Annotated in this window: 14 protein-coding genes; 10 read left to right on the top strand and 4 right to left on the bottom strand. The window is 71.8% G+C overall.

Going from position 1 to position 14,164, the window contains the following annotated elements:
- Positions 1-4 precede the first annotated feature (4 nt).
- From ACODT0_RS14705 to ACODT0_RS14740, 8 genes are all read left to right on the top strand, one after another.
- Complete coding sequence (locus ACODT0_RS14705; RefSeq protein WP_489041586.1) at positions 5-1,171, top strand: helix-turn-helix transcriptional regulator; 1,167 nt, start codon at positions 5-7, stop codon at positions 1,169-1,171.
- Entirely contained in the window at positions 1,162-2,001 is an 840-nt protein-coding gene (locus tag ACODT0_RS14710) for a hypothetical protein (RefSeq protein ID WP_489041587.1), read from the top strand. The genes ACODT0_RS14705 and ACODT0_RS14710 overlap by 10 nt, the downstream gene beginning before the upstream one ends.
- On the top strand, positions 2,002-2,319 hold the full coding sequence (locus tag ACODT0_RS14715; RefSeq protein WP_489041588.1) for a response regulator transcription factor: 318 nt from the start codon (positions 2,002-2,004) through the stop codon (positions 2,317-2,319).
- A 116-nt stretch (positions 2,320-2,435) separates the two neighbouring features.
- Complete coding sequence (locus ACODT0_RS14720; protein WP_489041589.1) at positions 2,436-4,067, top strand: hypothetical protein; 1,632 nt, start codon at positions 2,436-2,438, stop codon at positions 4,065-4,067.
- 8 nt (positions 4,068-4,075) lie between these two features.
- Positions 4,076-4,468, top strand: a complete 393-nt coding sequence (locus ACODT0_RS14725) for a hypothetical protein (RefSeq protein ID WP_489041590.1) — start codon at positions 4,076-4,078, stop codon at positions 4,466-4,468.
- 98 nt (positions 4,469-4,566) lie between these two features.
- Positions 4,567-5,658: a helix-turn-helix transcriptional regulator gene (locus ACODT0_RS14730; RefSeq protein WP_489041591.1), complete on the top strand. Its 1,092-nt coding sequence runs from the start codon at positions 4,567-4,569 to the stop codon at positions 5,656-5,658.
- A 56-nt stretch (positions 5,659-5,714) separates the two neighbouring features.
- Complete coding sequence (locus ACODT0_RS14735; protein WP_093340313.1) at positions 5,715-6,305, top strand: NADPH-dependent FMN reductase; 591 nt, start codon at positions 5,715-5,717, stop codon at positions 6,303-6,305.
- Between the two features lie 21 nt (positions 6,306-6,326).
- Positions 6,327-6,716 (top strand): VOC family protein, encoded by a 390-nt coding sequence (locus ACODT0_RS14740; RefSeq protein ID WP_261217506.1) that lies wholly within the window; start codon positions 6,327-6,329, stop codon positions 6,714-6,716.
- Here ACODT0_RS14740 and ACODT0_RS14745 read toward each other — a convergent pair.
- Positions 6,703-7,704: an AraC-like ligand-binding domain-containing protein gene (locus ACODT0_RS14745; RefSeq protein WP_489041592.1), complete on the bottom strand. Its 1,002-nt coding sequence runs from the start codon at positions 7,702-7,704 to the stop codon at positions 6,703-6,705. The genes ACODT0_RS14740 and ACODT0_RS14745 overlap by 14 nt on opposite strands.
- Positions 7,705-7,876: 172 nt before the next feature.
- On the opposite strand from ACODT0_RS14745, the gene ACODT0_RS14750 reads away from it, so the two are divergent.
- Together ACODT0_RS14750 and ACODT0_RS14755 are read left to right on the top strand one after the other, a co-directional pair.
- Entirely contained in the window at positions 7,877-9,124 is a 1,248-nt protein-coding gene (locus ACODT0_RS14750; protein ID WP_489041593.1) for an acyl-CoA dehydrogenase family protein, read from the top strand.
- 72 nt (positions 9,125-9,196) lie between these two features.
- Positions 9,197-10,435: a DUF2252 domain-containing protein gene (locus ACODT0_RS14755; RefSeq protein ID WP_489041594.1), complete on the top strand. Its 1,239-nt coding sequence runs from the start codon at positions 9,197-9,199 to the stop codon at positions 10,433-10,435.
- On the opposite strand, the gene ACODT0_RS14760 is transcribed toward ACODT0_RS14755, so the two are convergent.
- The 3 genes from ACODT0_RS14760 to sauS are packed head-to-tail and all read right to left on the bottom strand — an operon-like array spanning position 10,398 to position 14,157.
- Positions 10,398-11,192 (bottom strand): sulfite exporter TauE/SafE family protein, encoded by a 795-nt coding sequence (locus tag ACODT0_RS14760; protein WP_296738334.1) that lies wholly within the window; start codon positions 11,190-11,192, stop codon positions 10,398-10,400. The two genes, ACODT0_RS14755 and ACODT0_RS14760, sit on opposite strands and share 38 nt — an antisense overlap.
- Entirely contained in the window at positions 11,189-12,706 is a 1,518-nt protein-coding gene (locus tag ACODT0_RS14765) for an AMP-binding protein (protein ID WP_489041595.1), read from the bottom strand. Before ACODT0_RS14765 ends, ACODT0_RS14760 begins: the two co-directional genes overlap by 4 nt.
- A 2-nt stretch (positions 12,707-12,708) precedes the next feature.
- Positions 12,709-14,157, bottom strand: a complete 1,449-nt coding sequence (gene sauS, locus ACODT0_RS14770; RefSeq protein WP_479670510.1) for an acylating sulfoacetaldehyde dehydrogenase — start codon at positions 14,155-14,157, stop codon at positions 12,709-12,711.
- Positions 14,158-14,164 lie beyond the last annotated feature (7 nt).

The following is a 14,164-nucleotide window of genomic DNA, read 5'->3' on the forward strand; positions in this document are numbered from 1 at the left end:
TCACATGGCTGGATGGGACGAAGGTCTCCGGGACGCGGTCGTGACGGCGGCCGCGGCCGCATCGGATGCGTCGCGCTGGCGAGAGGTGCTGGCGGCCCTTGCCCGGCGCTTCGGCGCCACGGCGGCGGCCTTGCACACGCCCGGCGCGCCTTCGCCCGAGCGCTCGCTGTTCGCGCAGGTGGGCCTGCCGGAAGACAGCCTCGCCACCTATGTCGCGCACTGGGCCACGCAGGACCCCTGGTTCGCCGGGGCCGACGCCCGGGGGATCGCCGACCGGACCGGCTTCTGCGGCGTGGGCCGCGAGATGTGCGATTGGACGGCACTCGACCGGCTGCCCTTCTACAACGAGTTCGCCAAACCCAGTGGCGTGCGCGGCCTGGCGTTCCTGGTGCTCGACGATGGCTCGCAGTCCGTGCGGTCGCCATTCGCGCTCCTGAGCCTCTACCGCGCGCCCGGCCTGGACGAATTCAGCTTCGCGGACCGTGACGCGCTGCGCTCGGTGCATGGCCCGCTGCAGCTCGCGTTGCACGCGCACTGGGCCTTCGATCGCACGCGCAGCGACCGGCGCATGGCGGTCGATGCACTCGCCGCCACGCCGAAGCCGCTCTGCGTGCTCGCCGCCGATGGCCGGCTGCTGCATGCCAACCCGCTCGGCGCGGCGCTGCTGTCGCGGTCCGGATGGATCGCCACGGCCCAGGGCGGCCGGATCGTGAGAGTCGGTGGCTCGGACGCGCAGGCTTTCCAGGCGGCGCTGCGCTGTGCCGCGGCCGGCATGGCACAGGTGCTGCCGGCATGGATGGCCGAGGCCGCCCCGGTGCCGGCACGCATCGCGCTGGCGCGTCTGGTGCCGCTGGGCGAGGACAACGCCTGTCGATCGGCGTGGCCGCAGGCGCGCGTGCTGCTGATGCTCGACATGCCCGAGCCCGATCGCCCGCAACGCCACCTGCGCGCGATCGCCGAGCGCTACCGCCTCACCGCCGCCGAGGCGCGGCTGCTCGCCCACCTGGCCGATGGCGCCAGCGCGGCGGAGATCTCGGCGCGTCTCGAGGTTTCCGTCCACACGGTGCGTGCCCATCTGCGCCACCTGTTCGACAAGACGGGCGCGCGCCGGCAGAGCGATCTGGTCCGGCTGTTCCTGGCCGGCACCGAGGTGAGCCGGCCGTGGCCATGAATGCCCGCACCGATCGGTTGCTCGATGCGGTGCTCGCGGCATCGGCCGCGGTCTCGGAGTCGGGACGGTGGGGCGAGATGCTGGCCCTGCTGGCGCGGCATTTCGGCGCCACCGCCGTGGCGCTGCATACCGTGGGAGAGGCCATCGAGGAACGTGGTCTGGTGGCCGGCTTCCAGCTGCCGCCCGACATCTGGGCCAACTACGCCGGCGGCTGGCACGCGCAGGATCCGTGGGTGGCCGCGCTGCATCGGCGCCATGCCGGCAGTGGCGAGATCCTGATCGGGCGCGAGGTCTGCGATTGGTCGGTGCTCGAGCGCACCGACTATTTCCACGGTTTCTGCATACCGCATGGGCTGCGCTCGTTGCTCGCGCTGGTGATCGATGGCCGGCATCCCGCATCGCAGGGCACGGCGGCGCTGCTTTGCCTCTATCGACGGCCGGGGCTCGAGGAGTTCAGCCACGACGATCGCCGGCAACTGCAGCGGATGCACCAGCCGCTGCGCCTCGCGCTGCAGGCCCATCGCGCGCTGGCCGATGCGCGCCGCCACGGACAGGTCGCGGCCGACGCGCTGTCGACGGTCCCCAAGGCGCTGCTCGTGCTGGATCTCGCCGGCCGCGTGCTGCATGCCAATGCGCCGGCCGAAACCATGCTCGCGGACGAACGATGGATAGGTACCCATGCGGGGCGCCTGGTGCGCCTGGGGCGGCTCGGCGCCGAGGAGGTCTGCGTGCTGCTGCGCCGGGCCGTCGCCGGGTTGCTGCAGACGCACGTGGTCTGGTCCGATGCGCACGAGCCCGATCCGGTGCAGGCGTGTGCCGTATTGCGCTGAATGCCGATCGCGCCGCACAACGCGGTCGGCCTCGCCTGGCCCGGCGCGCGGGTGCTGCTGCTGGTCGACAGGCTTGATAACGACATGGCGGACCGGCGGTTGCCGATGCTGGCCCGGCGCCATGGGCTGACACCGGCCGAGACCCGCGTGCTGGCCGAGCTCGCGCAAGGCGCGAGGCCCGCGGAGATCGCGCAGCACCTGGGCGTGTCGATCCACACCGTCCGTGCGCACTTGCGGCAACTGTTCGACAAGACCGGTTCACGGCGCCAGGCCGAACTGGTGCGGCTGGTCGGCATGGGTCTGCAGCTGCCCGATTGACGCGGACCGGGCATCGTTCATTTGAACGATGCCCGCGCGATCCGCGCCATCAACACTTCGTCGCAGAAGCAGCCGCGAGGGAGGCTTCGTTTTCACGACGAACAAGGGAGCATTCGATGACACGCACGATCGGTTTTTCGCGCACGGGGACAGGGCTGGCCTGCATGGGCCTGCTCGCACTGGGGGCCTGCGGTGGTGGTGGGGGCGGCGGCATCGCCGCGGGGCTGGTGGCGCCGCCCGCGCCGGTCGGCCCGGTCTCGGTGGCCGGCAAGGTGCTCGTGCTTGGCCCCATCGGCAACGCCGTGGTGTGCGTGGACCGCAATGCGAACGGCGCCTGCGACGCCGATGAACCCACCTCGGGCAAGACCGCGGCCGATGGACGCTATGACATCAGCTACACGCCGGCCGATGCGGCCGAGGCCGCGCGGCTCGCGGCCGCGCCGCTGCTGGCGCGGATCGCGCCGGTGGCGGCCGCCGATGGCGGCTCCTACGAAAGCGACGGCACCGGTCGCCAGTTCCCGTTGGCCACCCGCGCCTACCATCTCGGCGCGCCGGCCGGGCAGCACGCGCAGGTCAATCCGCTCACCACGCTCGTGCAGTCGGCCGTCGCGGCGGGCGTGGCCGTGGAGCACGCGGCGGCGCTGGTGGCGGCGCAACTCGGCATCCCGCTGGCCGACATCGCCGACTACCAGGGCCTGCCTGCCGGTGAAGGCTTCGGCGACGACGCCCGCAGCGCCGCGTGGTTGACCAGCCTCGCGCTCGATGCGGGCGCCACGCTCGACGTGGTCGATCCGGCGGCGGCGTCCGCTCCCGTGCCCGGCGAAACGCTGGCACGGCTGGAGTTCACCGATCCGGACAACTACTACCTGCAGACCTACACGACCGATGGCGTTGTCGATGCGCAGGGCCGCACGCGGATCGTGGACAGGCGCGAGGGCAAGAGCGCGGGCGTCGCGACCGTCCCCGCGCGGCTCTACCGCCAGGTCCGCCTGAGCCCTTCCGGCTGGTTGCGCTGCGACGAGCGCAGCGCCTTCTTCAATACGCAGGGCACGCCGCAACGCACCGAGTTCTGCGGGAGCAGCGCTCCCAGCCTGGCTTTCACCCTGTCGCGGGACATCGCGGGCCGCAAGATGGCCGAGGTCGTGGCGGAGTTGCAGGCCCTGCCCGATCGCGACCGGACCCTCTTCGGCCTGGACCCGTCCACCGCGTTCGCCGATCCCGCCGCCACCTTTCCTGCCGGCTCGCTGGTCCGCACGCGCGTCGGCCTCGACGTGCAGCCTCCGTACCTGATCAACGACGTCACCACGGACGCGCTCGGCTTCGCCACGCTCGACGCGCTGATCGCGGGCCGGCCCGCCGGTGGCGTCAACCTCGCCAACGGCGGCGGCACCGCGAGCCTCGGCCTGGCGCAGGACGACCGCCACATCCTGCGCGTGGCCTTCGTGGATGCGAGCACCGTGCGCTACTACACCTGCGACTGGACCCAGGCCACCTCGACCATGCGCAACTGCATCGCGGGCGGCACGGGTGGCTACCGCATCGCCACGGTCAATGGCGCGAGGCTGATCGAACTGGATCCCGCCAGCTATCCGCCGACCTACGTCAACAACCGGCGCAGCTTCGCCGAGTACGACGGGGCGGTGTACATGGTGCGGCGGACCAAGCCCCAGCTCGCCTACAACATGGCGAGCCTCCAGCGCCTGAACGGACCGGCCTGGCAGGCGCTGAAGCGACAGATCGGGCTGTGAGGCGTGCCATGCCCATCGCCCGATGCATTGCTGGCGCCGTCCTCGCATTCGCGCCGCTGTTCGTGGCAGCGCAAGATGCGGCTGCGTCGCCGTCCTTCGATGGTGCCTGGACCGCGTCGCTCAAGTCCCCGACCGGTCGCGAGTACCGGGCCGACCTCACGCTGGAGCGTGGCGCCGGGCTCTGGCAGCTCGCGATCCGCAGTACCGCCGACCCCTGTACCGGCCTGCCCACACCGGCGCGCTGGGCTCCGGCCGAGGGCCAGGGGGTCGAACTGAGCCTCCTCGGTTCCCTGGCACTCACCGGCTGTGCCGACAGCATCATCGTTTTCCAGCCGGTGGACGCGAAGACCTACCGGGGACGCGCGCGCGGTGGCTTCGACATCACGCTGACGCGTCGCTAGCGCTTCCGGTTGACGCCGGGACACCGCTTTCGCCACACTGATGCGGGGAGGACGCAGCCGCGCCAGGCGTTGCCGGCGCCTGCCTCGGGGAGAAGAACATGCACATGCGTGAAAGCATTCCGCTGCGCCGGGCGATGGAGGCCGTTCATCATTTGCACGAGCCGCGGTCGCAGCCCTGGCTCGATGTCCTCGAAGGCGTGCGCCAGCTGATCGGTGCCGACACCGCGACCTTCATCATGTTCGACGGCGGCGGCGGGCTGCTGCGCTTCGAGCAGCAATGCGTGGATGCGCGCGCCGAGCGCGACTACGTCGAGCATTTCCATGCCATGGACATCGTGGCGCCGCTGGGCCGGGGGCTGCCCGAGGGCACCTGGCTCGACACCGCGGAGCGCTTCTCCCAGCGTGAGCTGGACCGGCAGCCCTTCTATGCCGACTTCATGCGCGTGCACCGGATGCGGCAGATCGTGGCCTTCATGGCCGTGGAGACGCCGCAGCGGCGAGCTGGCCTGTCGGTGCAACGCAGCCGTCCCTCGGGCGACATACGGCGGCGTCTCGATGCCGAGCCGATGCGCGTATTCATGGCTGCCCTGCAATCCGCCGTGCGGCAGCGGCAGCGCGACGCGGCGCTGTCGCTCGCGCTGGTCGATGCCAGCTTCGGTGCCTTCAACGAGGCCGTCTTCCTCGTCACGCCGGGAGGCGCGGTGCTGCACATGTCCGAGTTGGCCGGCGCATGGCTCGCGGAACGCGGGGCGCTGCAAGTTCGCGGGGGCTGCCTGCGACATCCCGATGACAGGGCGCAGGGCCTGTTCATGCGGCGGCTGCGCGCAGCGGCCGGCGGTGCGGCGGTGCGCATGTTGCTTGCCGCGCCGCTCGGTCGGACGCACCGGCTCGATATTGCGCGCGCCGATCTTCAGCTCAGCGTCAGCGGCGAGATCCTGCTCATGGTTCGTGTCTGCCGCGAGCGCCGCGAAGCAGGCGCGAGCCCGGAACTGCTGGAGATCGCGTTCGGCATCACACCCTCGGAAGCCCGCGTGCTGGCAGCCCTGATGAGTGGCCTGGCGCCGAAGCAATACGCGGGCACCCATGCCGTGTCCTATCACACGGTGCGCGCGCAGATCGCATCGCTGATGGAGAAGATGGGCTGCAAGCGGCAAGCCGATCTGATCGGCAAGGCCTGGACCCGGGTCTGAATCGCACGGTACCCTTCGCTCCTGGCCGCACCGGGCGGCCCCATGACGGAGCAACTATGGCGGACAAGATCCTGGTGTTCTACGGTTCCTACCGCGCCGACCGCATGGGCGTGCGGCTCGCGGACTATCTGGTCGAGCGGCTGGCCGCGCGCGGCGCCGAGGTGGAGCTGATCGATGCCAAGGCCGTCGACCTGCCGATGCTCGACCGCATGTACAAGGAGTACCCGGCGGGCACGGCGCCCGAGGCGATGGAGACGCTGGCGCGCAAGATCCGCGCGGCCGACGCCTTCGTCTTCGTGACCGGCGAATACAACTGGGGCCCGCAGCCCGGCCTCAAGAACCTCACCGACCACTTCCTCGAGGAGTGGTTCTGGCGGCCCGCGGCGATCGCGAGCTATTCGGCCGGCCGCTTCTCGGGCGTGCGCTCGGGCACGGTGTGGCATTCGATCCTCTCCGAGATGGGCATGATCGTGGTGTCGAGCACGCTCTCGGTCGGCCCGATCTCGCAGACGCTCGACGCGCAGGGCCAGCCCACCGGCGCGCCCGGCGCCTCGCTCGACCGGGCCTTCGGCCGCTTCGCCGACGACCTCGCGTGGTGGACCGAAGCGGCGCGCGAACAGCGCGCGCGCAAGGCACCGCCCTATTGACCTTCTTCGAGGAGACCCGCCATGCGGCTCACGCCCTTCCTGATGTTCACCGGCCAGGCCCAGGCCGCGATGGACTTCTACCTCTCGCTGTTTCCCGAGGCACGCATCACCGAGATCGAGCGCTACGGCCCCGCGGGCCCGGGCGCCGAGGGCACGGTGCTCAAGGCGCGCTTCGAGCTCGGCGGCCACAGCCTGCTGTGCATCGACAGCCCGCCCGTGCATGCCTTCGGCTTCACGCCGTCGATCTCGCTGTTCATCGACTGCGACGACGAGGCGCAGCTGCGGCGCCTGTTCGACGGGCTGGCCGAGGGTGGCCAGGTGCTGATGCCGGTCGATGCCTATCCGTTCAGCCGCCTCTACGGCTGGGTGCAGGACCGCTTCGGCGTCTCGTGGCAGCTCAACCTGCCCTGAGGCGCGCGCTGCTTTCGTCGCCGGGGGGGCTGCCTCCGTGCCGCAGGCGATAGGCCGAGGGCGTGCAGCCGAAGGCCGCGCCGAACGTGCGCGTGAAATGCGGAATGTCCTGGAAGCCCCAGCGCAGCGCGATGGCCGAGACCGGCCGCCGGTCGGCGGGGTTCGCGAGGTCCTGCGCGCAGCGCGCCATGCGCTGCGCGCGGATCCACGCGGCCGGCGTGCTGCCCTCGTGCGCGAAGGCCAGGTGAAGGTAGCGCACCGAGACGCCGAAGCGCCGCGCGATCGAGGGCACGTCGAGTTCGGGTGAATCGAGCGCCTCGAGCACGTGGGCCTTGACCCGGCGCACCAGCAGCTGGCGGTGCGCATCGCGCATCGGCGGCGCAGGCGCCACGCCGGCGTCCGCCGCGCGTGCCGACTCGGCCACGAGTTCGCACAGCAGCACTGCCAGCCGCTCGGCCGCCGGCCCCGCGGGCAGCCCGCCGCCGTCCATCAGCGACTGCATGAAGCCCGAGGCCGCGCGCCCGATGCCGGCCGGCCCGCCGAGCGCGCGCGCGAACAGGGCGCGCGGCTCGCTGACGCGCGGCAGCAGCAGCTCGCGCGGCACGCGCAGCGACAGCACTTCGAAGCGCGTGTCGAAATGCAGCGTGTAGGGCCGCGCCGTGTCGACGATGCTGAAGGCGCCGGGCGTCATGCGCGCCTCGCGGTGGCCCTGGCACACGATGCCCTGGCCCGCGACCTGCAGGTTGACGAACAGCCGGTCCTGCGGATCGCGCCGGATCTGCGAGAAGTCGCGCACCACGGTGTGGGCCTCGGCGCGGATGCGCGCCACGTTGATAGCGCCGATGCCTTCCATGTCGACCCGGCTCGCGAAGCCCGCGCCGCGCTCGGCCGAGCGCGGATCGAGCGCCGCGAAGGCTTCGCACACCACCTCGCGCCAGTAGGCGAACTGCTCGGGCGCGGCGACGGCTTCGGTGGACCAGGACTTCATGTGCGCACCTGTGGGCGGGCGGTTGGGACACCCATCATCGCGATGGCACGCGGGCCTTGCAAGCCGCGCGCCCGTGCTGCGCGTTCCGGCAAGGCGCCGTGCACGAAACGACAAGGCCGACCGGGGGTGGCGCGGCCAGACTGCGGCCACCCATCACCCGACCGGATTTCCCATGACCATCGACTTCACCCTCGACCCCGCGCGCCGCGCGCTCCAGCTCGATGCGCGGCGTGCCGCCAGCGAGGTGCTCTCGCAGGTGCGCGCCGCCACGCGCGGGCTGCACACGCCCGGCGAGCGCTTTCGCGCCACGCGGCCGATGTACGAGGAGATCATCCGCCGCGGCTTCCTGCGCCGGCTCATGCCGCAGCCCTTCGGCGGCGAGGGCACGGGCATGGTCGACCTCGCGATCGTGGCCGAGGAGTTCCATGCGGTCGACTGCAATGTCTCGCTGACGCTGTTCGCCAACCTGCTGGGCCTGGCGCCGCTGTTCATCGCGGGCACGCCCGAGCAGCACCGGCGCCTGCTCGCGCCCTTCCTCGCCTGCGAGGGCGCGCCGCTGGCCGCGCTGGCCAACAGCGAGCCGGGCGGCAGCGCGAACTTCGCCGCGCCGCGGCCCGGCGAGGGCGTGCGCACGACGGCTGTGCGAGGCGAGGGCGGCTGGCGCATCCACGGCACCAAGCAGTGGGTGTCGGCCGCCACCGGCTGGGACGGCGAGGGCGCCGACCTGCTCAGCGTGGTCTGTCGCACCGACCCCGAGGCGCCGCCCGAGGCCGCGCTCTCGATCCTCGTGGTGCGGCGCGGCGCCCCGGGCCTGGTGCCGCTGCACGACATCGATGCCATGGGCCACCGCGCGCACCTCGTGCCGCGCTTCCGGCTCGAGGGCGTGACGGTGCCCGATGCCGACGTGGTGGGCCCGGTGGGCGGCGCGCGCGACATCGTCGAGGCCAGCTTCTCGGGCACGGCGGCGCTGGTCGGCATCATGGGCGTGGGGCTGATGCGCGCGGCCTTCGACGTGGCGCTGCGCTTCGCGAAGACCGAATGCCGCGGCGGTGCGCTGCCCATCGTCGAGCACCAGGCCGTGGGCTATGCGCTGGCCGATGCCAAGACCACCATCGAGGCCGCGCGCTATCTGGGCTGGAAGGCCTGCGACGCGATCGATCGCCAGCTGCCCGGCGCGCTCGAGCTCGCGCTGCAGTCGAAGATCTTCGGCTCCGAAGCGGCCGTGCGCGTGATCACCGACCTGATGCGCGTGGTGGGCATCGACAGCTACGACCACGAGCTGCCGCTCGCGGGCCTGTTGCAGGACGCGATCGCGCTGCCGCTGTTCGACGGCGGCAACATGGGCGTGCGCCGGCGGCAACTGCATGCGCTGCTGCGCGCAACGGACTACGACCCCCTCACGGCCGCTGGCATCGCCTGAGCACGCTGGTCAGCTTCGGCTGGGTGCCGAGCCGCAGAATCCCGTCACCAAGAAAGCGGGAAGCAAAGCACCATGCCCAATGCCGTCAAGACCATCCGCGCCTTCAACGCCGACCGCGATCCCGAACGCCTGGCGATGAAGTACGCCAACCTGCGCTCGAGCCCCTTCGTCTTCCTGCGCGGCACCTGCCACCTGTTCTACGACCGCCTGCCCTCGGGCGCGCTGTTCGCCAAGGCGCCGCCGGCCTGGCTGTGCGGCGACGCGCACCTCGAGAACTTCGGCAGCTACAAGGGCGACAACCGGCTGGTCTATTTCGACCTCAACGATTTCGACGAGGCCGCGCTCGCGCCCGTGACCTGGGAACTGGTGCGCTTCCTCACGAGCATCCTCGTGGCCGGCGATGGCTTGAGCCGCAGCGCCGCCGAGTCCGCCGCGCTGTGCAGGGTCTTCCTCGACGCCTACGCGGGCGCGCTCGCGCTCGGCAAGGCCCGCTGGGTCGAGCGCGACACCGCGACCGGCCTCGTGCGCGAACTGCTCGACACCCTCAAGGCGCGCACCCGCCCGGCCTTTCTCGACCGGCGCACCGAGCGCAAGGGCCGCCGGCGCCTGATCCGCTGCGATGGCAAGCATGCGCTGCCGGCGAGCGACGCGCAGCGCGAGCGCGTCGTCAAGCTGGTCGACCGCTTCGCGGCCTCGCAGCCCAATCCGGATTTCTTCAGGGTGCTCGACGTGGCGCGGCGCATCGCCGGCACCGGCAGCCTCGGCGTGGAGCGCTACATCGTGCTGGTCGAGGGCAAGGGCTCGCCCGATGCCAACTACCTGCTCGATCTCAAGCAGGCACTGCCGTCCTCGCTGGCGCCGCACCTGAAGAAAACGGCGCAGCCCGCCTGGGAATCGGAGGCGCACCGCGTGGTCGCGCTGCAGCGCCGCATGCAGGCCGTGTCGATGGCCTTCCTGCATCCCATCGTGACGCGCAAGGCCTCCTATGTGCTGCGTGGCCTGCAGCCCAGCGAGGACCGCGTGAGCCTCGACGCGCACCGCACGCGGCCCGCCGACATCCGCGCGGTGATCGACGACATGGGGCAGCTCATGGCCTGGGCGCAACTGCGCAGCGCGGGCCGGCAGGGCTCGGCCATCGCGGACGCCCTGGTCGACTTCGGCGCTTCGGCGAAGTCGTGGCGCGCGGACCTGCTCGACGCCGCGCAGCAGTGCGCCGCGCAGGTGGCGACGGACTGGGCGCTGTACTGTGAGGCCTACGACGCGGGCGCGCTGCTCAGCCGAACAGCCCGACCACCGAGCGCACCACGCTGACCGCCGCCAGCACGATCAGCAGGTTCAGCACATGCCGCCTGAACTGCTCGGGCGACACCCCCTTGAACGAGCGCTGCCCCCACCAGATGCCGGCCAGCATCGCGGGCGCGAGCCACAGCGCCCACTTGAAGGTGTCGGGCCCGAGCAGCCTGCCGGTGGCGTGCGCGGCCGGCATCAGCGCGGCGCTCGCGAGCGAGACCACGTCGCTGAACAGCAGCAGTGCGATCAGCGTGGCGCGCAGGGCGGCCGGTGCCATCGCGGTGGTGCTCAGCAGGACCGCGATGGCGATGCCGCCGATGGCCGCCACGCCGTTGATGAAGCCCGAGGCCAGGCCGGCGCCGAAGCGTACCGCGCGCGTGGGCACCAGCGTGGCGCGCGCGCCGCTGCGCAGCAGCAGCGCGGCGGCCATCAGCAGCGCGCCGATCAGAAGCCGCAGCGGCGTCTCGGGCAGCCAGGCCAGCAACGCCACGCCGAGCGGGATGAACAGCAGGTTGCCGAGCATCAGCCAGCCCAGCCAGGGCATGTCGACGTCGCGCGCGATGCCGCGCAGCTGGCTCAGGCTCGCGAGGATCTCGAGCATGAAGATCGCGGGCACCACCAGCGCGGGCGAGACCACGAGCGACATGCCGGCCACCGTGATGGCCGAGAAGCCGAAGCCCGCGAAGCCGCGCACCACGCCGGCCGCGAACACCACGCACAGGCTGTAGGCGAGCAGCAGCGGCGCCAGCGGCGGCGTCAGCAGGTCGGCCGGGTTCATGCCGCGAACAGCGGCAGCAGCTTGAGCCGCTGCACCTTGCCCGAGGGCCCGCGCGGCAGGTCGGTCACGAAGCGGTAGTGGCCCGGCGCCTTGTAGCGACCGAGCGCCTCGGCGCTGAAGGCGCGCAGCTCGTCCTCGCCACAGGCGCAGCCTTCGCGCAGCACGATGCACACGCCGACCTCCTGGCCGTAGTGGCGGTCGGGCACGCCGACGGCCGCGGCCTCGAGCACGGCGGGATGCCGCAGCAGGGCCTCGTCGATCTCGCGCGGCGCGATGTTCTCGCCGCCTTTGATGATCAGTTCCTTGATGCGTCCGGTGACGAAGAAGAAGCCGTCGGCATCGCGGTGGCCGAGGTCGCCGGTGCGCAGCCAGCCGTCGGGCGTGAAGCTGGCGCGCGTGGCCTCCTCGTTCTTGTAGTAGCCGCGCATCACGTTGGGCCCGCGGATCGCGAGCTCGCCGGTGCTGCCGTCGGGCACTTCGGCGAGTGACGCGTCGATCACGCGCGCCTCGCAGCCCGAGGCGCGGCCGACCGAGCCCAGCTTGCGCCGCGCCGGGTCGAGCGGGTTCGAGAACGAGGGCGCGGCGGTCTCGGTGAGGCCCATGGTCTCGACGATGCCGATGCCGAACAGGCGCTCGAAGGCGCGGTGGTGCTCGGGCGGCAGCGCGGCCGAGGCCGAGCGGCAGAAGCGGATCGCGGCCGTGCGTTCGCGCGCCGGTGCCTCGCCCTCGAGCAGGTACGAGATCATGGTCGGCACCACGTTGATCCAGCTGCAGCCGGCCTGCGCCGCCTGCTCCCAGAAGCGGCCGGCCGAGAACTTCGGCGGCATCGCGAGGCTGCCGCCGTGCGCGAGCGGCGCCAGCATGGTCACGCAGAAGGCGTTGATGTGATAGAGCGGCAGCACCGCGAGCACGCGGTCGGCGCTTCCCAGTTCATGCTCGGCGCTGATCGCCTGCGCATTGGCCGCGAGGTTGCGCTGCGTGAGCATCACGCCCTTGGGCTGGCCCGTGGTGCCCGAGGTGTACATCAGCAACGCGACCGCGTCGGGCGAGGGCGCGAGATGTTCCTTCCCTTCGCCTTCTCCCGGCAGCGCGAGCCCGTCGGGATCGGCCACCAGCACCGACACCGGCCGGCCGATGTCCGCGAGCATCGCGCGCACGCGTTCTTCCCACTCGGGCGCCACGCAGACGACTCGGCAGTCGGAGTGCGCGAGCACGTAGCGCATCTGCTCGGGCTGCGACAGCAGGTTGACCGGGTTCACGACCATGCCCGCATGCATGGCGCCCAGCAGCAGCCGCAGCGTCTGCAGGCCGTTGGGCATCACGACCGAGACCGTGTCGCCGGGCCGCGCGCCGGCCGCCTGCAGCGCGCCGGCCACGCGGCGGCAACCGAGCGCGAGCGCGGCGCAGTCGATGCGCGCCTCGCTCTCGGTGGACAGCGCATACACCGCGCCCGGCTGGCGCGCGGCGACCTGCTCGATCAGGCCATGGACGGTGTCGCCGTCGCCCGCCGCCATGCTCAGTGCGCTCCGTGCCGCGCGAAGAAGGCGCCGAAGATCTGTTCCTCGCTCGGCACCTGCTCGGCGATCGGCCGCGACACGCGCGTGATGTTGAGGTAGTGCCGGTAGTTCATGTTGTCGGAGAAGTTGTTGCGGCCCCAGGTGCCGCAGCCCATCGAGAGCGAGAAGGGCAGGCCGTTGTCGAAGCTGCCGCCGGTGGCGATGCAGTGCGCCTGGTCGACGATCACGCGCGACACCGGCAGCGTCAGGCCGAGCTCGAGCGCGCGCTCGGGCACGGCCGAATGCAGCCCCACCGAATGGCCCGCGCCCTCGTAGCCGTAGATGCGCTCGACGATCGAGGCCGCCTGCGCGAAGTCGCGCGCCGCATAGACCGCGAGCACCGGGCTGAGCTTCTCGCCCGAGAACGGATGGTCGTGGCCCACGCCGTCCTCGGCCACCATCAGGATGCGCGGGTCGGCCTCGGCGATTGCCTGCCAGGCCGCGCGGTTGGCGCCGTCCACCTCGGCGGCGCGCTCGGCGATGGCGCGCGCCGACTGGCCGATGACCGCGGGCGAGAGTTTGCCCCCGGGCCACATCAACTGCTGCAGCGTGGCCTTCTGCGCCTCGCCGAGCATCACGGCACCACGGTCCTTGAGGGCGGCGAGCAGGCGCGCGCGCACCGCGTCGACGACCACCAGGCTGTTCTCCGACGAGCAGCTGGTCGCGTTGTCGAAGGTCTTCGAGCGCACGATGCGGTCGGCCGCGGCCTCGGTGTCGGCCGTCTCGTCGACGATGCCCGCGACATTGCCGGCGCCCACGCCGAAGGCCGGCGTGCCGCTCGCATAGGCGGCGCGCACGTTGGCCTGCGAGCCGGTGGCCACCACCAGGTCGCACAGCCGCATCAGCTCGGCCGTCGACTGCTTGTTGACCGGCGCGGACAGCAACTGCACCAGGTCGCGCGGCGCGCCGATGCGGTCGAACTGCTGGTGGATGAATTCGATGAGCCGCGCCGCGGTGCTCCAGCCCTTGGGCGAGGGCGCGACGATCACCGCGTTGCGGCCCTTGAGCGCGTTGATGATCTTGTTGGCCGGCGTCGCGCCCGGGTTGGTCGAGGGCGTGATCGCGCACACCACGCCGACCGGCCGCGCGATCTCGACGATGCCGCGCGCCGGGTCCTCGGCGATCACGCCGACCGAGCGCGCGCCCTGCAGGTCGCGCAGCAGGCCGAAGGTCTTGCGGTGGTTCTTGCGCACCTTGTCCTCGACGTTGCCCACGCCCGTGTCGGCCACCGCCAGCTCGGCCAGCTCGCGGTTGCGCGCGGGTTCGATGATGGCCCAGCCGGCGGCCGTCACCGCCATGTCGACCTGGGCCTGCGACCAGGTCTCGTAGATGCGCTGTGCCGCGCGGGCACGTGCCACGAGGTCGACGATGGGGCTGGAGGCTTCTGAGGAGGATGCGGAGGGATTCATGGCATGA

This window comes from Variovorax sp. FG153 (genome assembly GCF_057809595.1).